The organism is Anabaena subtropica FACHB-260, assembly GCF_014697105.1.
Classification (GTDB): domain Bacteria; phylum Cyanobacteriota; class Cyanobacteriia; order Cyanobacteriales; family Nostocaceae; genus Trichormus; species Trichormus subtropicus.
In genome coordinates this window covers 21,268-43,706 of record NZ_JACJRF010000049.1, presented here as the reverse complement: position 1 = coordinate 43,706, position 22,439 = coordinate 21,268, and the positions used below count along the sequence as shown (strand labels likewise).

The window sequence follows — 22,439 nt, the reverse complement described above, 5'->3', positions numbered from 1 at the left end:
TCAAAAACCTCCTGGTATTACTACTTTGGTTCGCGGTCTTGAGCAATTTGAATCCACTTTTTTTGGCTGGAAACTCGCTCTGGGCAAACTTGTGTGTACACCGTAGCCTTGTAGGAGAGAGGTTTGGAGAGAGGTCAGAGTGGATTGTATACAAACGAGAAGCGCTATATGTAGCAGCTTATTTTTGTACTTACAAAGTAAAAATATTAGTCTAATCTATTACTAGTATGAGGGCAGAGGGTGCGATCGCTCTTTGTCACATCTAGATTAGTTTTTAAATAATCCCGTAGTAAATCACACCCCCGCGCCAGTAAATTCTCTAATCTAATCTCTGCTAAATTCTGGAAAATTACCTGACCATTACCGCTACCTGTTGCCAAAATCTTACTGTCAGGACTGAAGGTGACACTAGTTAATTCTTCTTTGTCACCTTTTAAGACCATGAGCAAGGTTCCTTTCTGGTTCCACAGCCTGACTTTATCATCACTACTAGCGGCTAACATCTGACCGTCAGAACTAAAGCTGACACTGATAAAACTATCACCATCACCAGGAAGATTTCTTAATAGGCTACCATCCCGATTCCACAGTTTAACTGTGCCGTCGATACTTGCAGAAGCTAAAATTTGTCCATCTGGCGACCACGCTACCCCATTGACTCGGCGGCTATGTTCTTTGAGGGTGTGGAGTAGTTGACCTTCTCGATTCCATAACTTGACGGTGGTATCATCACCGACGGAGGCTAACAACTTGCCATCAGGGCTAAAACTGACCCAATTGACTGCATCGGTGTGACCTTGTAAGGTGTGGAGTAGTTTTCCTTCTCGACTCCACAACTTCACCATTTTATCTTTACTAGCTGAAGCGATCGCTTGACTATCTGATGACCATGCTACAGCTAAAACTCCATCTTTGTGACCTTGTAAGGTATGCAGTAGTTTACCATCCGGATTCCACAACTTCACTAGTTTATCTTTACTGGCTGAGGCTATCATCTGCTGATTTGGCGACCATGCAACACCCCAAATTGAATCTTTATGTCCTTTAAAGGTGTTGAGTAATCTCCCATTGCGATGCAAGATTTTCACGGTTTTATCTCGACTCGCCGCCGCCACAGCCTCACCATCAGGGCTAAAACTAATACTAGTTATCCAGTCGTTACCATCGGCTTTGGGGTTTCGCAATAGCACTTCATCCCATCGCCAGAGTGTCACCGTTTTATCTCGACTACCAGAGGCGAGGGTGCGACCATCAGGGCTAAAACTGACACTATTCACCCAGGTGTTATGTCCTTTTAATGTTCCCAACAGCCGACCTTGGAGACTCCATAGTTTCAATGTTGCATCTATACTTGCAGAGGCGATGGTTTCACCATTAGGACTGAATGTAACGGCTGTAACTCCCGCCGTATGTCCTGATAGGGTTCGCAATAAATTACCTTGACGATTCCACAGTTTGACGGTCTTGTCAAAACTAGCCGTAGCGATGATTTCATCATTAGGCGACCAAGCTACACCCAAGACTGCATCATCATGACCTTTCCAGGTTTTGAGTAGTTGACCTTGCTGACTCCAAAGCTTGATGGTATTGTCAGCACCCACGGAAGCGAGAGTTTGACCATCACCTGTCCAAGCTATACCCAAAACTGCATCACCATGATTTTTTAACGTTGTCAATAATTTCCCTTCTCGATTCCACAGCTTGATAGTCTTGTCGCTACTGGCGGAAGCAATAGTTTCTCCATCGGGGCTAAAACTGGCGCTATTGACTACATCCTCATGACCTTCTAGAGTTGTGACTAATTGCCCGACTCGATTCCACAATTTTACTGTCTTGTCTTGGCTAGTAGAGGCAATCAATAAACCATCAGGGCTGAAGCTGACACTATTAACCACGTTGGTGTGTTGGGACAATGTATTGATTAAACTGCCATCATTACGCCAAAGATTGATGGTATTATCGGCGCTGGCGGAAGCAATCAGGGAACCATTAGGGCTAAATACAGCACCGTTTATCCCTGCGGTATGTCCTTCTAAACGGTTGTGTTCCCTGACTCCCACAACGGCTTGATACAGTGCTGTTTGTACCTGTTCTCTGGTGTGAGCGTCTACCCAAATAGCCCGTTGCAGTTTTCTCCCGGCTTTGACACCTTCTTTTAAAGCATCGATACCTTTTTGAGAAGCAAACAAAGCTTCACTGGAGACACTGAGGGTTCTAATTTCGCTATCTACGGCGGTAATAATAGAAACACTTAATCCCAAGATAGCGAGACAGGAAACTGTCAAGGCTATTTTCAGTGAACGATTTACTTTAGCTTCACTCAACCTTTGTTGTTTCTGACTTTCGGCTAGTTGGGCTGTTAACTCTTTCTCTTTGAGTTCTGCCCGTAATTGTTCAATTTCTAGTTGAGTTAGTTCTTCTCGCTTGCGTAATTCCCGCAATTGGGTAACTAAATCTAATCCCTGCTGGGGATAAGTAACTGTGATCTGGGATTGCTGCTTTTTTTGCCTGAGTTCGCTTTTGAGGCGCTCAATTTCACTTTGACTTTGTTGGGCTTTGCGGCGCAGTTGGTCAAGTTGTGCTTGTAAGCTGGATTCCTGTTGTTGGAGGTAGCGAATCAAGTCTACTAAATAATCATGAATGAGTTGATAGCGTTCGGGAACATCAGGAAATAATACGACTAAACCAGAGCTAACTAAAATGTCTAAGACTAGTTCTAATTTGTCTGGGTCTTCTAATTCTGCTAGTTCGGCGGTTAATTCTGCACGGGTTTTAAAAGGTCGTTTGTTACTTTCATCTGTTAATAAATATAAAACTAGTAAAGCTGCACGTTCATTTTCGGGGCCACAGTCTTTGAGGAGTTCTTTAATATATCTCTCTATAAGTTTGTTTGGTCGATATTGCTGATATTCTTTTAAGGTATTGATGCGCTCATCTTGGATTTGTGCGCCGACTACTTGCAATTCTATGGGGCGGACTTCTCCTAATTCGGTAGATAAATCTTCAACTACAGCATCAATTAAGGCTGGTTCTAAATTAAATTGAGAACGTTCTGTTAATTTCTGAATAACGGCTTTGGCGTATTCTGGAGAAAAATTATTTAATTGATAGCGGATATGTTTATCGAGAATATTATTATTAATTGCTTCCAGGCGGGAAAGATGTTTAAATTCTAATAATCTATGTAAATAATCTTCTCTGATGGAGAGGATAATTTTGACAAAAGATATATTCAGACATTGATGCAAAAATTGATCAAACTCTTGTTTTTGTTGCCGATCATCACTATAACCAAAGAAAAATTCTTCAAACTGGTCGAAAATCAAAACGGTGATTAGATGGTTATTGGCATTTTGGCGTAGTTGTCCTAATATATCAGCGATCGCCATCGGTCTAGCATTGCCTATACCTATCGCCGGTGTGGGTGTGGATAAAATATCTGGGGAAATATGGGTTTCTCCTTGAATGTGAGTCACCGCCTCAGTTAAAGATTTGCCTAATTCTCGTACCCAATCGGTGTATACTTGCAATACTACAGGCACAGCAATTTGATCACCGATCGCTCGATTCTGTAATGCTGGGACTAAACCAGCCGTGACAGTGGAACTTTTCCCCACTCCAGAAGGGCCATGAATCACAATCAGTTTTTGGTCAGACCGACTAATTCTGCCAATTAAGTTATTAATATCCTGTTCTCGACCAGAAGCCGCAATTTCTAAAGCCACAGTACTGCTTGCTGATGGTGACATCAAGGCTGGATTGGTCGCCTGTCTTTGAGGTTGTAACCTCCCCGCACCGATAAAAGCCCGCAAGCCATACTGTTGTTCGACAGAACGGCGTTTTTGTCGAATCCCGTAAGCTTCTAGATATCTGCCTGCTTCAAAATAGAGCGATCGCAATGTCCGCAACAGTCTAATATAACGGTGGGCATCATATTGATGGGCGCTATTTTCTAAGGCTACGGGTAATTCTTTGGTAGCTTTATCTAAATATTCCTCTGCAATTGTCTGATCACCTAACTTTTGTTGTGCTTTCGCTAAAATTAGGTAATATATCTGTGCCAACAGCAAGGGAAATAAGCCATGATGGGAGTCACTATCACTGTGCTTTTGCGCTTCGCTTAATTTTAACAGTGATACGTGCGCCAAAATGCTCGCTTGCACCCAGCGCGAATGCTGTAGCGCCACCTGGGCCAGAAAACCATAATCACAAGCTAGTTGAATCTGATTACCGTAAGTATGATGTAACTCCAGGGCTTTTTCAGCCACAGTCTGTAATTCATCCCAGGCTTGCAGATGTTCTAAAACTTCGGCAAACTGACCAATAAATTCACCTGCAATATCTGGTCTATTGGCTATCTCCAAAATTTCCAAGCACTCTTGAAAGTAAAATTTTGCTGTTTCCCAATGACGGCGATTATCTAGCTGATTCTGTTCGGCTAAACGACAGTAACATAGTCCGATGTAGTATTGTAAAACTGCCTGTCTGAGAGATGGGGAAGATGGGGGAGTAGGGGGAGTGGGGAAAGTGGGGGAAGAATTTCTCTGTTCTTTATCTTCTATCTCGACCAGTTGTTGCCAAACTTGCAGGCTTTGTTGAAAATGATGTAAGGCATGATGAATGCGATCGCTGACATAATTATCTAAGCCAAACACAAATTTTAAACTGGCGTTTAATTCTGGCTCTAAGGTTATCCCGCGCTCATGCAGTTCGGCAATGGCATAGTGTAGTTCATTACTATGTTCCCAAACTTGCTCTAAGGTAGAGTAATTATCACCGACTCGTGGCTGTTGGTGTTGTCCGATATTTTTGGGTAAGACTTTGGCAAATAAGGAATCAGTTTCTTGTTGGAGAAATTGCAGCAACTCCGGCGTTGTCATTTCAAACCGGATTGGTGTCGCCGCCCAACTAGCGAAATCCGGCGCTAAACGCATCACCTTTTGTAAAACTTCTTCATTCACCCAAAAAATCATCGGAAATGAATGACATTTAGGCAATTCATCCCGGATATGATTCATTGCTCTGAGTAAATCGTCAATTTCATCAACTGACTCTAAGCCCAATACCATCAAGGCTGATGGTGGTTCCTGTCCAGGGATGGTATTAAAGTGGAGGGTTGTATAAAAGCTTCTGGTATTGGGGGGGAGGACAACTTTTTGAATGTAAGTATCGGTCGCCATTTCATCGAGTCGTTGCAGTATTCGCTCTTGCAAGACACGATAATTACAGTAAACTAAGGCTACAGAAAAATTATCATGAGACAGTGCGATCGCTCTTTGTAAACTCTTGAAAGCACGCTCGTTTGCTATCTTGATATCTACTGGTGGGTATCCTTCAGCCATGATTTAAATTTTTGTGTCTCCGCTATAACTGGGTTGACAGCAAACCAAGCTCCTTGATGGTCGCGGTATTCAAAAACAAATAAGCTCCGCAACAATGTATGGTATTCAATATCACCTCTCACTCTCTGCTGTTGTACCACCTGAAAAATCAACTCCCATTCATGGGGGTCAATGGCGTTGGCGCGGTAGTCTCTTTGTCTTTGAATGACTAATTCGACACACTCCCGCCCAAAAGGTGGGTCTTGTTCCCGCAGACAGTCAAACAGCAACCCTAATAAGTCACGTACATGACCACCACTGATCAAGCACAATCTATCTAATGTTTCTAAACTATCAAACACCTCTGTAATTAAGCCTAACCGATCGCCAGGGGTAATGTCAGGAAAGCTCCTCGCCAATACCATTTGTCGCATCAGTGTTAATCCCTGGGTAAAAATCTCCCCAGACCGTAGGCGTACAGGTATCATCGGTAAAACTTTTGGCGCTACCCCACCCCCCAAGCGATGTTGCAGTTCGGCGCTATCGTTGGAGAAAGTTAAAGCCAAGGGAATGGTGTAAACTACATGACAGTTGAGTTTACGTAACTGCTCACCCCGTTCAATAAACAAGTATTCTGGGAGCGATCGCCCGGATGGTAAAGGTCGAATTGCTACTCTATCCAAGTTATCGACAATTACCACCAATCCCTTTTTTCCCAAGGCTTTCAGTTCTGTATTCGCCCGTTCTAGTAATTCTAAGTTAATAGATTGCAGTATATTTTGTGTACGTGGTTCTAAGTAATCTCGCAACCGTCGCCGTAATTGGGGACTTTCCTTCGTCTTAGCGGTAATTTTGGCAATTCCTATGGATAACTCACCCTCCACACCCAATTCAATCGGCGTTTGCAGAAAATCTACCACCTCCCCAAATAACTTAGTAAAGTAGTTAGGCTTGAGGCGGATTTTGATGGCTTCTAAACTTTCGCTCACCTGACCGGCGATCGCTAGTAAAATATCAGTTACATCCACATCTGCCATTTCTAAGACGTGGGTAGACTCAAAATAAACTACGTGAAATTGCTGTTCTTCTAACTCGGCTTTCAGTCGTAATAATTCTGTGGATTTGCCACAGCCAAGATGCCCCGTAAATAGCTGACAGGTGGGGGCATCCGGTGATATTCTCGTAATTGTACGCAGTAACGCCTCAATGATTTTACCGCCCCGTACCGCCGCAAAATCGATATAGTATCGGCGATCGCTAGCATTGCCCATAATCAGAGGTCTGCTTGGATTAGAAGCTTGATAAAATCTTTTTAAGTCTAAGGGCATAACTAGTTAAATCTACTGAACAAGGGGTAAGATTAATACTACTGAATAAAATATAGGAATTTTTAGCAATTTATGCTCTAGATTCAGCACTCATTGCACAAATTACTGACCAATTTAACAATATTCACGGGAAATTTGATTTCTGATTCGGACTTAGCACATAGTAATTCTATCTGTTACTCAATCAGGCAAAATTTTATAAACATCACAAATTATAAAATTTCCACTTTAGAGGTTATTTATAAAGCAAAAATAAAATTATTGTAGGGTGTGTTAGGCGCTGATTTCCAAGATGATTGGTCACGAAATAAATATCCTTGCGCCTAACGCACCGCCTCACGGATGGTGCGTTACGGCTAAATTGTCTTGTCTCTAAGTCACAAATCCTTTCATAGCCGTAACACAACGGCAATAAAGCGGGAAGAACATCTACACCGCTTTTTGCTTCCCCTACTTAAGATTTACTTTATAAATGGTCTCTTAATGTGCCTTTATAAATTTTAAAAATATTTCATAGCTAAAAAAGTACGTTTGAGTACAGTCTGTCCGTATCTTGCAGCCTCGTGAGTTGAAAAAAGAGATTAGAGGCTTTTAGCCTCTTGCGACTTCAGTGATTAAGGAAAATCCCCTAATTTTCACAATTTCTTTACAAAAACCTTAATAAAAGGGGCTTTTCTTTACCTGAAAAACAAAATAGCTGCTTATTAGAGGTATTACACTTAATAAATGTGAAGATTATACAAATTTAGATTTAAATATTATATCTGTAAAAAATAAAATCTCAATCTGTAAACTTCCCAATTACCCTGTTATCTCGCTTTAATTTGCTGAGGTAGAAAATTTTATATTTTTTATTTCATGAATTTCTAGATTTTAAAAAAATCAGATAAGCATTTCATAACCCATAAATTAAATACTATGAAAACTTTATATTTATATACTTTTTTTAATATGAAGAATGGTAGACTTACTTAGGTACAACTATTTTCAAAAAAACTTACTATGGTTGTTCAATTAAAAAAATAATTCTTGTCACCCAATAAGTGTGAAGGATTTATCAGTACCGCAACTTCGTAACCTACTCATGCTGAAATACTGAGAAAACATTATGAAAGACCGCTTGCATAATGGAAAAGGCAAGTTATACTGGGTAATCCTACTTAAGTTAATAATATATGGTACCTGTTCAGGTTTACTATTCATAGCTAGTATTGCAATTATTCAAGCTCTGTTTTTCTACATTAATTCCTTTACTAAGTCTAGTTATCCTACTTCACTTCCTTGGATTGACGACCAATATGAATGTGAGTATACAGGTCGAACCTGGAATCAAAACGAGTGTTGGGATAAAGAACAGAGTCCTTGGTTTTAATAAGTTTCTTGCTAAGTTAACTAGATTGTCGCCAATGTATTGGTATTTCAAAATTATCAGGTAAGCGAGTTGTGCGATCGCCAAATGCCATGCTAAGTTGTTGTGGCTTTAAATTTTTGACTCCTGTGAGAATTGCCCCAGCTAATTTGACATCACAAAAGTTAGTATCAGATAAATTAGCACCAACAAGATTAGCCTGAGAAAGATTTGCTTGATACAGACTGGCTCTTTGTAAATTTGCCCCCATCAAATTAGCTTTACACAAATCCGCTTCTGTCAAACTAGCTTCAGTGAAGTCAGCAAATAAAATTTCTGCTTGTTGTAACTTTGCTGCATTTAAATTTGCACCATTAAGATTTGCACCATTAAGATTTGCACCTTGTAAATTTGCACCGATTAAGCCACAAAGATATAAATTAGCTTTACCAAGTTTTGCTCCTTGTAGGTTAGCCAAAAACAGCTTTGCACCGGAAAGATTAGCCAACTTGAGTATTGCTTGTTGCAAATTAACTTTATAAAGATTGGCTCCTTGTAAGTTAGCTGCACGCAGACTTGCACCCATCAGATTAGCACCCCGCAAATTTGCGCCACAAAGGTCAGCGCGATTCAGGTTTGCTCCATGTATATCTGCTCCTTGCAAATTAGCTTTTAATAAAGTAGCCTCAAAAAGAATAGCACCAGCAAACTTAACACTATCAAGATTTGCTCCACTGAGGTCGCAACCACGTAAGTCAGCCCCCCGAAAATCACAACCACGCAGGTCTGCTCGTTGTAAATTGGCTCCCAACAGTTCTACTCGCCTCAAATCAATATTACGTAAATCGAGTTTTTTATTTTCTTCTTCTTGTAAGTAATTACGTCGTCCAATGACCGTCAAGGCTATTTGAATATCCCTGCGAATTTTTGGCGATTCTTCATGAATATTCAAACGCAACTGTGGTGTTTGACGCTCCCCGTACTTATATCTATTCAAAGATGTTGGCTGTGAGTCGTCTTCTTTTTGTTCTTCTATTTCCCGAATAGGAGCATTCTCACGAATAAAAGCTGTAAGGATTTCGATAACTGTCCAGTGTTCTTGGGGAAAATCCTGCGCGACTTTTTCTAAGACATAAATTGCGCCTGTTCGGGTTTCAATTTTTTCATGTCCAAGTTGGGTAATCGCCGTCATCAGACGTTCTGAAATTAATCTATCTTCAGATAATTTGGTATTTTGAATACTGACTTCTACGTTCTTTTCAGCAGCTAAGGCACTTTTATTTATCGCATCCACACGCTTGGCTGCATAGTAAGCGTTAATCATCACTCCCAATCCCAAAAAAATGATGGCAGTAGTTGTTAAGGCTTGATTTCTAGATTGTAATTTTTGTTGAATACTTAATCCTTCAGAATTTGAGGATGCAAATAAAATAATAGCCACGCTAACGGCAAATATAACGGTTATGCCAATCAACCAGCGCCATAATTTATCTGTCTTATTAGCAGGCATAATCGTATCATTCCTTACCACACACAATGAATACTCATGTGTTTTCTAGAAAATAATACACCATTTAAATCTAAATTTAAATATCGTACTCAGTGCATTAATTAATGCTTTAATGATCACAGGAATAAGGAATTTAAGGATTATGTAAGAATTCAGAAGTCAAAATCCAGCAAGGGATGAGAAAAATCAGAATTGATATCTTATTCATTCTAACTTTTAGATTTTGGATGACGAATGCTTACCGAATTACCATTGCTGATTTCGGTAGTCGTAAATTTTACATCTCGTAGATTTGCTTCATTAAATATTGTCTCATTTAAGATTGCTTCCTGCAAATTAGCTAAATATAAACTTGCTCTAGACAAATTAGCTCCTGTGAGATTTACACCAGTCAGATTTGCAGCACTGAGAATTGAGCCAGATAGATTTGCGCCAGCAAGGTTAGCGCCAGATAAGTCGGCGGCGCTAAGAATCGTCCCACAAAGATTAGCTTCAGCTAAGTTTGCGCCAGAGAGGTTAACACGATAGAGGTTTGCTTGTTCTAAATTGGCTTTTCTCAGATTTGCTCCTCTTATATCAACATGGCTTAAATCTAATTGTTTATTTTCTGGGTCTTGTTTTCTATCCCTCTGAGCAATCACAGTTAAAGCGGCTTGAATTTCTGCATGAAGTGGTGATGTTGAGCCAGTGTTTAACTGTGCTGGAGAAATATTAAAAGCATTAAGGCGTACAAAATTGCTGAGAGCTTCCATGATTAACCAGTGATGTTGTGGATAATCTTGAGCTATCTGCTCTAACTCATAAACTGCTTTCAGTCGGGATTCTATTGTTTCATGGTGCAAGTATTCTATTGCTATTTTTAAGCGTTGGGCAATTTTTCCCCGCCCCACCCGTGGGGAAAAACTTTGTATTTCTTTACAAGGAAAAACCATCTCATTGATGATATCTCCTACAAAAGCGTGATTATGTTGTATCTGCCCTGCGACTGTACGATAAACATTAAAAATTATATTTAACATAAACAAGGGAATATTTAAGAGATTAGTTTTATTTGCTATTTTGCCTATATTTTTAAAATTTGAGTATTCGTGATTGTAATGATAATATTTATTTTACTACTAAAAAATAATACTTGTTTTAGCAGCGTATATCAATTAATACTCTAATAGTTTTTGGGCATTTTATATGAGCATAATTCATTTTTTACTTGATACTTTGTAACAAAAAAATAGTTAGATGACATACCTCACTTAGCTAGAAATCGCTATATAATTTAAATATTAAGTTGTCATCAATATTTACTAATTTAAAAATAGATATTACATATATGATTTTTATTTGATGTTAGAAATACAGGTAGGGTAGCCAAGTATGTGCGTGGGTTTCCAGGGTTGAGAGTAGTGACGTTGGCATTGCCCACCCTACATATACTTAGATTTTTAAGCACAAGCGCAGGCTACGTTCACAAAAATCAAATCGGATTGTTATAGATAAATCATCCATTATCCAAAAGCTAACAATTTGACCTTATAGTTGTGTAAAAAATACTGCAATTACTAACTACAGACAAATCACTATTATTTAAATTACAAATAGATGCAGCAGAATTTAGTACTAATTGGTGGAGGTCACAGTCATGTCATTGTACTCAGAATGTTCGGCATGAAACCTCTACCCGGAGTAAGTTTAACTTTAATAACACTAGCTTCAGATACACCATATTCTGGAATGTTACCAGGACATATTTCTGGTGTTTACAGTCGTGACGAATGCCATATTGACTTGCAAAGATTAGCTAACTTTGCTCAAGCGCAGTTGTATATCGATAAAGTCATTGACCTAGATTTAAAAAACCACAAAGTAATTTGTGCTAACCGTCCGGCGGTAGATTTCGACTTACTGTCTATTGATATTGGCAGCACTCCAGCCACAATATCTGTATCCGGTGCAGCAGAATATGCAATTCCTGCTAAACCAGTATCTCAATTACTAGAGCATTGGTATCAGTTACTAGACAGTGTAGCTCAAAATCCTCAAATCAAGCGGAGTATTGCGATCGCCGGCGGTGGTGCTGGTGGCGTGGAACTGGCGCTATCAATGCAAACACATCTACAGCGCATCTTACAACAAGCCCAACAACCCCTGAATAATCTAGAAATTCATTTATTTCATCGCCAACCTGAACTGATGTCTCACCATCACCCATCAGTGCAACGTCAGGTCAAGCAAATTTTAATTAGGCGCGGCATTAACTTACACTTAGGGGAAACAGTTTGTCAAATTGCACCATCTGCCGACAACAAAATTGAAGAATTATTAGACATTCAATGTGAATCTGGCATAAAAGTAAAATGCCACAAAATTTTTTGGGTAACCCAAGCCTCAGCCCCCCACTGGTTAAAAACCACAGGATTAGCCACTGATGAGCGAGGCTTTATTTTAGTTGAGGACACATTACAATCACCAACGCACCCAGAGGTATTTGCAGCCGGGGACATCGCCACAATGATTCATCATCCCCGTCCAAAGGCAGGGGTATTTGCTGTACGCCAGGGTAAGCCCTTATTTGAAAACTTGCGGCGGATGTTATGGGGACAGTCGCTCAAACCCTACAAGCCACAGCAACAATATTTAATGTTAATTGGTACAGGTGACAAAAGAGCGATCGCCACCAGAGGTTGTATTACTTTACCACCACACCAACTATTCTGGCAGTGGAAAGATTGGATAGACCGTCGCTTCATGCAAAAATTTAGATGAGGAACTCAAATCAAGGGAGCAGAGGAACAAGAGGAGAATTTGAACTCAGTACTCATTATGTAAAGCTACCCCAATTAGGTAGTGATTGGGTTACGATCTTGTCAAAGTTACTTTTTAATTTGAGAAGTCCTATACTAGAATTTTCCGGCTAAAATAGTATATCTGTTCTACTCAAACTCCAAACCCCAAACTACTTAAATCCATATATTTTAGAGGCAGGAATGGCTATCAATACCGATACTTCTGGCAAGCAAAAAGCGCTGACTATGGTACTTAACCAAATTGAGCGCAGCTTCGGTAAAGGAGCAATCATGCGCCTGGGTGATGCTACCCGGATGCGGGTAGAAACAATTTCTACAGGAGCGCTCACCTTGGATTTAGCTTTGGGTGGCGGTTTACCCAAGGGGCGGGTGATTGAGATTTATGGCCCGGAAAGTTCCGGTAAAACAACAGTAGCACTCCATGCGATCGCAGAAGTGCAAAGAGAAGGCGGAATTGCTGCCTTTGTTGATGCTGAACACGCCCTAGACCCCACCTACGCCGCAGCCTTGGGTGTAGATATCGCAAACTTACTGGTTTCCCAACCTGACACTGGCGAATCAGCATTGGAAATTGTTGATCAATTGGTGCGCTCCGCCGCCGTTGATATTGTAGTAATTGACTCAGTAGCAGCGTTGGTTCCCCGTGCAGAAATCGAAGGTGATATGGGTGATGCTCACGTCGGTTTACAAGCAAGACTCATGAGCCAAGCTCTACGCAAAATTACTGGCAACATCGGTAAATCTGGTTGCACAGTCATTTTCATTAACCAGTTGCGACAAAAAATTGGTGTCACCTACGGTAGCCCAGAAACAACAACTGGTGGTAACGCATTGAAGTTCTATGCTTCAGTACGCTTAGATATTCGTCGTATTCAAACCTTGAAAAAAGGTACTGATGAATTTGGTAACCGAGTTAAAGTCAAAGTTGCCAAAAATAAAGTTGCACCACCTTTTAGAATCGCGGAATTTGACATTATTTTTGGTAAAGGAGTTTCGACTATCGGTTGTTTAGTCGATTTAGCTGAAGAAACTGGTATTCTCATCCGTAAAGGAGCTTGGTACAGTTATAACGGCGATAATATTTCTCAAGGCCGAGATAACGCTATCAAATACCTAGAAGAAAAACCAGAATTCAGTGAACAAATTAAACAACAGGTGCGTGAAAAATTAGATAAAGGAGCTGTTGTTTCCGCAAACTCTGTAGCTAAAAACAACGAAGACGAAGAAGATGATGATGATGTAGAAGAGGAAGAATAATATTGATGGTGTGATATTTGAACGTTAATCACACCAAGTTAGTCTGAACATGATCACATAATACTGCTATTCATCAAAAGATTACTCCAGATGGAGTAATCTTTTAATTTATGGATTTTTATGAGTTTCATTAAATTAATGAGATGTCGCTATTAATTGAATTAATTATAAAGCTCTTACGTAAATAGTAAAATTTTCTTACTGTAAATTTAAATTTTTCATGAGTACTGTTTTATAACTTGCAGCAATCATACAACTATAAACTTTAGATAAATAAATTAAGAAATTACTTTGTTTATAAATGAAATATGAGTATGATATCTAAGTAGGTACTGATAGTACTTCTACTAAGTTGTTTATACTGCGAAGAATATGACAATTTATACAAATCATCAACTGAAGGAATATTTGCACAAATCCTTAGGGCAAATGGAGAATTTTAAATCATGTGCATTCCTAGACTATCCAGCATATCCCAACATAGGAGATCACTTAATATGGCTGGGCGGTGTATTCTATTTAACTAAAGTTAAAGGCGTAAAAATACAATATGCCTCTAGTGTGGGTGATTTTTCTCCTATCACTTTAAAAGAGAAAGCTAATAACTCCCCTATAGTTCTTACGGGAGGAGGAAATCTAGGAGATTTATGGCCTGATTATCAGAATTTTCGGGAATACATTATTTCTACGTATCGCGATCGCCCAATCGTCATTTTACCCCAAAGTATATATTTTCATGATTCTGCGAATTTAAAAAAAGCAGCAGACATCTTTAATCGTCATCCTAATTTAACTATATTTACCCGTGATGATTATAGTTACAAGTTAGCAAGGGACGCTTTTGATAAATGTCAGATTTTTAAAGCCCCGGATATGGCTTTTCAAATGACTGATTTACCAGGCATTAATAATATTGTTTCTCCCAAATCCTCGATTCTATATCTTTGTAGACAAGATAAAGAACTAAATCAAGAATTTACAGAAAATATGTGGGATATTCCCAACTTAAAAATTGATGATTGGGTTTCATATCAATGGAAAGTAGGACATCCTGACAACCTACTTATACGTTATGGATCTGCTTTATTTAGAGAAGGATGGCAAAAAGGCTTGGCAAATCCATCTGATTGGCTTTCTAGACAAAAATGGCAATACTTGCATCCATATACTAATATTTTCCAAGAATTATACAATCCAAAAATGCACCAGTATTCATGGAGTTTGATGCACAGTGGCATTTACCAACTCCAGCAACATAAGCTAGTAATAACTAACCGATTACATGGGCATATTCTCTCTACACTTTTAAAAATACCTCATATTTTCTTTCCAAACAGTTACTACAAAAATGAATCTTTTTACGAGGCTTGGACAAAGCAGATTCCATTCTGTAAATTTGTCAAAGATACTTCTCAGATAAAAATTGCCATTCAGCAAGTATTGGAATCAAGTGAGCCAGGGAGAATCCAACAAGAAAAAGTGGAAATTTGATATTCAGATTAACTCTTTTATCAGTATTTTTACAAAATCAGGGTGTGTTCTAATGAGTAAAATTCATGTATGGCAAGAGCCAATAGTTGAGAACGAAGGTAAATTAACAATAAATGTTACTGTTGAAAACTCGCAAAAAAAAATTGATACTCTTTGGTTTCAGATACCTGTAGAACATAAAAAGATAATTACTCAAAGTTGTGATCCTTTTGTCCTGGCAACCATCTTAATCGCCATGAAACAGGATAAAAATTTAATTATTCATGGTGAAGTTTCTCCATCTCTTTTACAAAATTTGGCAGAATTTCAAGCTGCTTGGTGTTCTTGGAGACCAAATGTTTACAAATTAGTTGATATTCATGCAGAAGTTGTAAAAGAACCAGCTAAAAATACAGATTTAGACAAAATTGTTAGTACTTTTTCTGGAGGTTTAGATAGCTGCTTTACTGTATTTCAACATCGCACCCATAATTTAGTTAAAATACAACGCAACTTACAAGCAGGATTGATGATACACGGATTTGATATCCCTTTGGAAGAAAAAGAAGTTTTTAATAATGCAGTTGCTAAATCAAAAAAAATCCTGTCTAGTGTGGGTGCAGAATTAATAACAATGACAACTAATTTACGTCTATTTACTAAATTAAATTGGGAAAATACTTATGTAACAGCACTTGCGTCTTGTCTTAGCTTGCTACAACGTGGATATACAGCAGGTTTAATTCCTAGTTCTTCTTATTATAATGAGCCTTCCCGTCTTTATCCTTCTAATCCAGTCACAGATCATTTGCTATCAAGCAATAGTTTTCGGATTATTCATGATGGTGCAGCCTTTACCCGTTTAGAGAAGATCAGAGCCATTGCAAATAGCCAAGAAGTATTACAAAACTTGAGAGTTTGTTGGCAAGGAGATCAAAAAGATCGCAACTGTTGTCGTTGTGAAAAATGTATCCGGAATATTCTTCACTTTCGGATTTTAGGTATGGATTTACCTGCTTGTTTTGAGAAAGATGTTACAGAAGATCAGATTTTACGAATGAAGGTAAAAGGCGCTCAGTTGGATGCTCTTAAAGATACTCTTAAAACTGCAAAATCTGTCGGTATATCAGATAGTTGGGTTCAAGCATTAGAAAAATGTATCCAACACAATCAGTTAAGAATTTTCTTAAAAAAACATTTACCTAGTAATATACAAAAACAATTCAACAACATCAAGAAAAATTTTATTAATAATTAAGAAATAAGAAATATGATTTGAACGATTGCTTTTCTTTGCTAGTGCTTAAACAAAGCTAGACTAGCCTAGCTTTATTTCAATATTTAATTATGCTTGTCTCTGAAAAAATTGATCTAAAATATCGACTTTTTGCTCAGAGCTTAAATCATATTCTCCATATTTTAAATTTTCTACATATTTAGAATCTATGGGAATTTGTAAAGTATTATCTGAGTTTTCACTGGAATCATTCTGTTTTGGTAGCATCATTTGTTTTAGTAAATCTCCTGCTAATGTTGGTAGCATCCGGCAGTTATGATTTAAGAAAAAATCAAAAGTTAAACTCCCTAAGCGGACGCGATCGCCATCTTTGAGATAGACTGGTTGATAAACTGGTTCTCCATTCACAAAAGAACCATTTGTACTTTGTAAATCTATCAATAAAAAGCCTTGATTTTCAATATATTGGATAGCCGCATGATGACGAGATAAAAGTTTATCGTAAGTGCAAATGCCATTACTGTGATCGCGTCCTATCGTCCAAATATTTTGTAGTTGTTGTAAAGTTTGTGTTTGATTGTCACATAGGTTGGTGATAACATAGATAGCTGAGTCATTCACTACCCCTTGTACATAATACGGCTTTTTACTAATCCATGATGACTGAGATATATTGTCTAATTGAAGAATTTCATTCAGAAGATTACTATGACGTTCATACAAAGAAATAAATATTTGATATAAACTCAAACGTTTTTCTATATCCTGGTTTTTTAACTGAAATTTTATACCTGTATCTTGAGAGTGCAACATATATTTATAGCTACTTTTGTTAGTTAATTATCAAACAGAATTTAGAATTAAAATAAGCATATACAGGTGTATCTTTGCCGCAGACTATTCTGTATAAATAAAACCACTGTTAAATTGAGAATTTAGCAGTCTATAATTATTTGCGAGTCTAACCCTGACTAATGGATTCTGGATACTGAACTATTTTTCACAAGTTCTATAGATTATTTCCTAGATTAAAACTAGTTTTGACTTACTAAGATTACTTCATACACTGTCATAGCCATCTTTTCAAGTTCATATTATTTAATTAATGAAAATTCAGGAATTATAATTAGTAATTATTGTTATCTTATTTAAATTATCCAATTATAACAAACCTCTTTTACCGTTAGGACGTATAGTCATCCAGTTAGTTTTCGCTAATGCTAATTGCTCATCAGTAACTTTTGCACTTGTAAGATTAGCACCACACAAATTAGCTCCCCGGAGATTAGCATTAGTGAGATAAGCATGGCTGAGGTCTGCACCGCGCAGGTCTGCTCCTTCTAAATCGGCATGATTGAAGTAAGCTTTACTTAAATTAGCGTCTCTGAGATTAGCGCGTGTCAAACTAGCTCTGCCAAAATCACTATTATGGAGGTTAGCTCCTTGAAGATTAGTGTTTTGTAATTGAGCAGAATGAAAATTTGTTTCTGATAAATCAGCACCTTGGAGATTGAGTAAATTTAAATTGTGAAGAGCAAAATCTCGTCTCCCCTTAAGATAAGCTTTCATTAAAGTTTGACTATCTAATCTACGCCCAACCCTAGATTGTTGAGTCGGCAACCCGTTACCATGACTGTTGCTGTTAGGCAACATTGGTAACTTTGCTGCTGCATCTTTAGCCCTTCTGGCTCGAATTGCGGCAGCTACCTGTGCTACACCTATACCAGTAGCCGCCGCAGAATAGTTGCTAGATAAAACCGCAGAATCTTCTGGACGATGGGGTATTTGCTCTTTATCTGATTTAACGAGTAATCCCTGAGCCAAACTTTCCAAATATGGCTCTATTTCTAGAGCTTTTAGCACTTCTGTTGCTGACTGGTAGCGATTACGTACCGATACATCCAACATTTTCCGCAACACACTAATCAAGTGGTCACTTGCTTGAACCAAATGTTCCCACATCACTTCGCCTGTTGTGGGATTGTAATCTAAATCTTTAGGTGTTTTTCCTGTCAGCAGATATACACAAGTTACGCCTAAGGCGTAAATATCACTAGCGTAAACTGGACGCATCGCCATTTGCTCTGGAGGCGCAAAACCAGGCGTACCAATTGCATAGGCAGTCAATGCTGTATGTGCTGATTGGTTTGTAATCGCTTGACTGACTTGGTTTTTGACCGCGCCAAAGTCAATCAGTACCATTCTGGCATCTTGAGAACGGCGAATTAAGTTAGCTGGTTTAATATCACGATGAATTACTTTATGTTCATGGATGTATTGTACTAACGGTAGAATCTCACTTAAAAATTGCTTAACACCAGCCTCGCTCAAAGTACCATTAAGCTTGACTTCCTGTTGAAGAGTAGAACCACTGATGTATTCTTGAACTAAATAGAATTGTTCTTGCTCCTCAAAAAAGTCCAATAATCGCGGCACTTGGGGATGATTGCCGATTGTGCCTAAGGTTTTAGCCTCTCGCTCAAATAATTCTCGCGCCATTTGCAAAACGTGTGGTGCTGTTCCTGAGGGACGTAGTTGTTTAATCACACAACTTGGTTCCCCTGGCAAGATTTGATCATGGGCTAAAAAGGTTGCACCGAAGCCACCTTGACCCAATGGTTTGACCACCCGATAACGATCGCGCAACAGTAGCCGTGAGCCACAAGCCTCACACCTTTGGCTAAAAGCCACATTTTCTGGATTTGGACAAGTAGGATTTATGCAGTAGCTCATGCACTGTCAACTCGCTGCACGAATAAATAATAGAAAGCGTTATGCTCTGTTTCAATTATTGAGATACAAAATCAACTTTAACTAGGTCATTTTTGCTGGAACTCCTTTAAAGACTTTCTAAAGCTATACCTAGATTATGTAAAGAAATTCGCATAATTGAATAACTTATTATACCGATGCTGATAGATAGTGTCGAGATGAGATATTTGACTCAAATTGCCATAGCGATCGCTATTTTTCTACGTAAGTATATTTTTAAATTTTATTTCTTACGTTATTTTACGTATATATAATCTTTTAACTGACACAAAAAAGGAGTATATCTGTGCCTGTTAATTTTTTTAATGCGAATTTCTACCGAGTTGCCAATTCTGATCTAGCAGCAGCAGGCTTAATCACAGATGCACAACTACAGTCTCACTTCCAAAATCATGGATTGAATGAGGGACGCTCCTTTTCACCTTTTGTTAATCTCTCCTTATACCGCGCCAGCAACCCTGACTTAGCAGCAGCAGGGTTAAGAACCAACCAGCAATTATTGAACCATCTGCAAAACAATGGCGTGGCTGACGGAAGAAGGTTTTCAGAGTTCGTAGATATTGATTTCTATTTAGCTTCTAACTCCGACCTGAATCAAGCCTTTCGAGGTAATCGGGAACAAGCCTTGAATCACCTCAGTAGCTATGGTGTGGAAGAAGGACGAAGATTTTCGCCCTTTTTCGACATCAATCGCTACGCAAGTTATAACCCCGATTTACCAACCGCCTTTGCTCAAGCTGTGGGTAGAAGACCATTTGAAGTAGGAACAGTCCCAGGTTTCCGACTGTTTTTGCTATATCACTTGGAGTTAGCTGGAGTGAATGAAGGGCGGGATTATTCTAATACTTTTAATGTTAATTACTATCGCAGCGTCAACTCAGATTTAGCAGCCGCAGGTTTAAACAATCAGCAGTTATATAACCACTTTCAACTCAATGGTTTACGTGAGGGACGAGCATCGTCCTTCTCGTTCAATGTCAGATACTATTTGAACAATAATAGTGACCTGAGAGCAGTATTTGGTGCCAACTACTCCCAAGCATACAACCACTTTATTACCTCAGGTCAGAGAGAAGGAAGACGTGGAAATGAGTATGGAAGTTTTTTGACTGGTGCAGAAGTCTCGACAGGAGCTATCAATCTGCAAACAGGAAGCCAAACTGTTAGTGCTAGTTTATCTACGAGCGATCGCCCAAATCCTACCCGTCTTGGTAGCTATAGTGATGATTATCGTTTATTCGGTATTGCAGCCGGTCAGCAGATCCAATTGAATTTGAATGCAGGTTTTGATGCTTATCTACAACTGGTGAATGCAACAACGGGACGAGTAATTGCTGAAGATGATGACTCTGGTTTTGGACTTAACTCACAACTGACTTTCACAGTCCAATCAGGAGTTGAATATATTGTTCGTACTAGTAGTTATGGCGCTCAAGCAGTAGGAGACTATACATTAATTGCTGCTGCCAGTAGTGCGATCGTTGGTTCTATAGGAGCTAATCAATCTCGTAGTGGTACTTTAAGTAGTACTGACTTTGATAACCCCACCCGCCAAGGTAGTTATCGTGATGACTATAGTTTGACTGGGGTTACTGCTGGTCAACAAGTACGAGTGAATCTAAGCGCTAACTTTTTTGACACCTATCTACAACTAATAAATAGCTCTACGGGAGAAGTCATTGACTATAACGATGACGCTAATGGCACAACTAATTCTGAATTAATCTTTACAGTTCAATCTGGAGTTAACTATATCATCCGTATTGCTAGTTATTTTGCTCAAGACACTGGTAACTATACTCTGACTACAACCACATCAGGTAATGCGAGTATTGGCTCTAATCAATCAGTGACTGGTTCTCTAGACACCACTGATACATTGAGTAATGGTTATTACTCAGATTTTTATCAATTAACGGGAGTAACTACTGGTCAACAAATTCGCATTAATTTAAACTCTTCTACATTTGACACTTATCTCTATTTGGTCAATGCCAGTAATGGTTCAACAATTCTCTCTAATGATGATTCAGGAGACAGTACCAACTCTGAGCTAACTTTTACTGTCCAGTCTGGAATCAACTACCGCATTCAAGTTAGTAGTTACTTTACTAATGAAACAGGCTCATACACTCTGACTACCACATCATCTGCATCACCATCACCATCACCAACACAAGATTGGTACAGCCAAAATATCGTTGATGCTGGACTACGGGAAATAATTCGGAACAGAGCAGGTGATGGCACGCTTGATCGCAATGATATGTTGGCGATCTTTCGTAATGCTCAAGATGATTCTGTAATCGATGCTAACGAGGTCGCAGATTTAAGGAGATTAGTTAGTAACAGTACACGTTTTCGGATGCCAGATTATGTAGAGTTCCTGTCTACCAGAGTATCTGAAGGTGCAACTGTCAATATGTCTGCCAGCACCTTTGAGTTGAATGTGCTGGGGCGTTGGTTTTTAGGAACTATTGCTCCCACAGCCAGGTTTACAGATCAAATCGCAGGTAGAACTTACAATCTCACTTACGTACAAGCACAAGGTAACTTATTTGGTAGCTCTGGACGCGCTCAGATTGGTGATATTGACCAAGGTAATTGGGGTGATTGTGCTTTCCTGGGAGCGTTAGGTGCGACTTTTGCTCCCCAATCTAATGATTCTGGCAATCAGCGCAGTTCAATAATTGACAGTATGATTATTGACAATGGTGATAATACATACACTATTCGCTTCTACTCTAATAGCACTCCTAACTGGGTAACTGTTGATCGTCGCTTGGCTACTTTTAACGGTGAGTTATTTGGTGCTAGGGCTAATGGTAGTGCAAATCCGAATAACCCTGCTAATGTACTTTGGTCTCCACTAGTTGAACGGGCTTATGCTCAGTGGCGTGAATGGAGAGAAGGCGCACCTGGTTATGATTTAATTGGTAATGGTGATTCGGTAAATCGTCCGCTCCAGTTCGTCACAGGACGTACAGCAACCCCATATTATGTTAGCAGTATAACTTTCAATCAAATAGTGAATGCACTACAAAGTGGTCAAGCTATACAGTTAGGTTCTCAAAGCTATTACACATCTTATACAGTTCCTAGTCATGCTTACACGCTGACAAATGCCTATACCACTAATACAGGACAACAAAGAATTGTAGTGCGTAATCCCTGGGGTGTAGATAATCAGAGTGGTCGTCTTTCTAGCGGATCTCCAAACGATGGATTTATTGATTTATCTTTTTCTGAATATAGGAGCAGTTTTTATGCGATCGCCTTCGCTTAAATTCAACATAATTTGACACAGATTAATTCACTGCCTCGGCCTATTCAAATACACAACTTTCTGGTTAGGCTTGCGTCTTGAAATATAATAGCAAGCAAATTCATGGAGG

The 22,439-nt window shown here is 39.0% G+C and carries 11 protein-coding genes; 5 read left to right on the top strand and 6 right to left on the bottom strand.

Going from position 1 to position 22,439, the window contains the following annotated elements:
* Window positions 1-206 precede the first annotated feature (206 nt).
* From H6G18_RS20990 to H6G18_RS20975, 4 genes are all read right to left on the bottom strand, one after another.
* Window positions 207-5,342 (bottom strand): WD40 domain-containing protein, encoded by a 5,136-nt coding sequence (locus H6G18_RS20990; protein ID WP_190409040.1) that lies wholly within the window; start codon window positions 5,340-5,342, stop codon window positions 207-209.
* On the bottom strand, window positions 5,318-6,649 hold the full coding sequence (locus tag H6G18_RS20985) for a P-loop NTPase fold protein (RefSeq protein ID WP_190409039.1): 1,332 nt from the start codon (window positions 6,647-6,649) through the stop codon (window positions 5,318-5,320). Before H6G18_RS20985 ends, H6G18_RS20990 begins: the two co-directional genes overlap by 25 nt.
* A 1,388-nt stretch (window positions 6,650-8,037) precedes the next feature.
* Window positions 8,038-9,507 carry a pentapeptide repeat-containing protein gene (locus H6G18_RS20980; protein ID WP_190409038.1) on the bottom strand — a complete coding sequence of 490 codons (1,470 nt, stop codon included), beginning with the start codon at window positions 9,505-9,507 and terminating at the stop codon, window positions 8,038-8,040.
* Between the two features lie 209 nt (window positions 9,508-9,716).
* Window positions 9,717-10,526, bottom strand: coding sequence for a pentapeptide repeat-containing protein (locus tag H6G18_RS20975; RefSeq protein ID WP_190409037.1), 810 nt, complete (start codon window positions 10,524-10,526; stop codon window positions 9,717-9,719).
* A gap of 577 nt (window positions 10,527-11,103) precedes the next feature.
* Here H6G18_RS20975 and H6G18_RS20970 point away from each other — a divergent pair.
* From H6G18_RS20970 to H6G18_RS20955, 4 genes are all read left to right on the top strand, one after another.
* Complete coding sequence (locus H6G18_RS20970) at window positions 11,104-12,267, top strand: FAD-dependent oxidoreductase (protein WP_190409036.1); 1,164 nt, start codon at window positions 11,104-11,106, stop codon at window positions 12,265-12,267.
* Window positions 12,268-12,488: 221 nt separating this feature from the next.
* Window positions 12,489-13,565: a recombinase RecA gene (recA, locus tag H6G18_RS20965; protein WP_190409035.1), complete on the top strand. Its 1,077-nt coding sequence runs from the start codon at window positions 12,489-12,491 to the stop codon at window positions 13,563-13,565.
* Window positions 13,566-13,994: 429 nt separating this feature from the next.
* Complete coding sequence (locus tag H6G18_RS20960; protein WP_242040426.1) at window positions 13,995-15,056, top strand: polysaccharide pyruvyl transferase family protein; 1,062 nt, start codon at window positions 13,995-13,997, stop codon at window positions 15,054-15,056.
* 52 nt (window positions 15,057-15,108) lie between these two features.
* Window positions 15,109-16,293, top strand: a complete 1,185-nt coding sequence (locus H6G18_RS20955) for a hypothetical protein (protein WP_242040425.1) — start codon at window positions 15,109-15,111, stop codon at window positions 16,291-16,293.
* 87 nt (window positions 16,294-16,380) lie between these two features.
* Here the strand turns inward: H6G18_RS20955 and H6G18_RS20950 are convergent, their stop codons facing one another.
* On the bottom strand, window positions 16,381-17,085 hold the full coding sequence (locus H6G18_RS20950) for an FHA domain-containing protein (protein WP_190409033.1): 705 nt from the start codon (window positions 17,083-17,085) through the stop codon (window positions 16,381-16,383).
* A gap of 348 nt (window positions 17,086-17,433) precedes the next feature.
* On the bottom strand, window positions 17,434-19,005 hold the full coding sequence (locus H6G18_RS20945) for a serine/threonine-protein kinase (RefSeq protein ID WP_190409032.1): 1,572 nt from the start codon (window positions 19,003-19,005) through the stop codon (window positions 17,434-17,436).
* A gap of 325 nt (window positions 19,006-19,330) precedes the next feature.
* Here H6G18_RS20945 and H6G18_RS25210 point away from each other — a divergent pair, with 325 nt between their 5' ends.
* Window positions 19,331-22,330 (top strand): C2 family cysteine protease, encoded by a 3,000-nt coding sequence (locus tag H6G18_RS25210; RefSeq protein WP_190409031.1) that lies wholly within the window; start codon window positions 19,331-19,333, stop codon window positions 22,328-22,330.
* Window positions 22,331-22,439 lie beyond the last annotated feature (109 nt).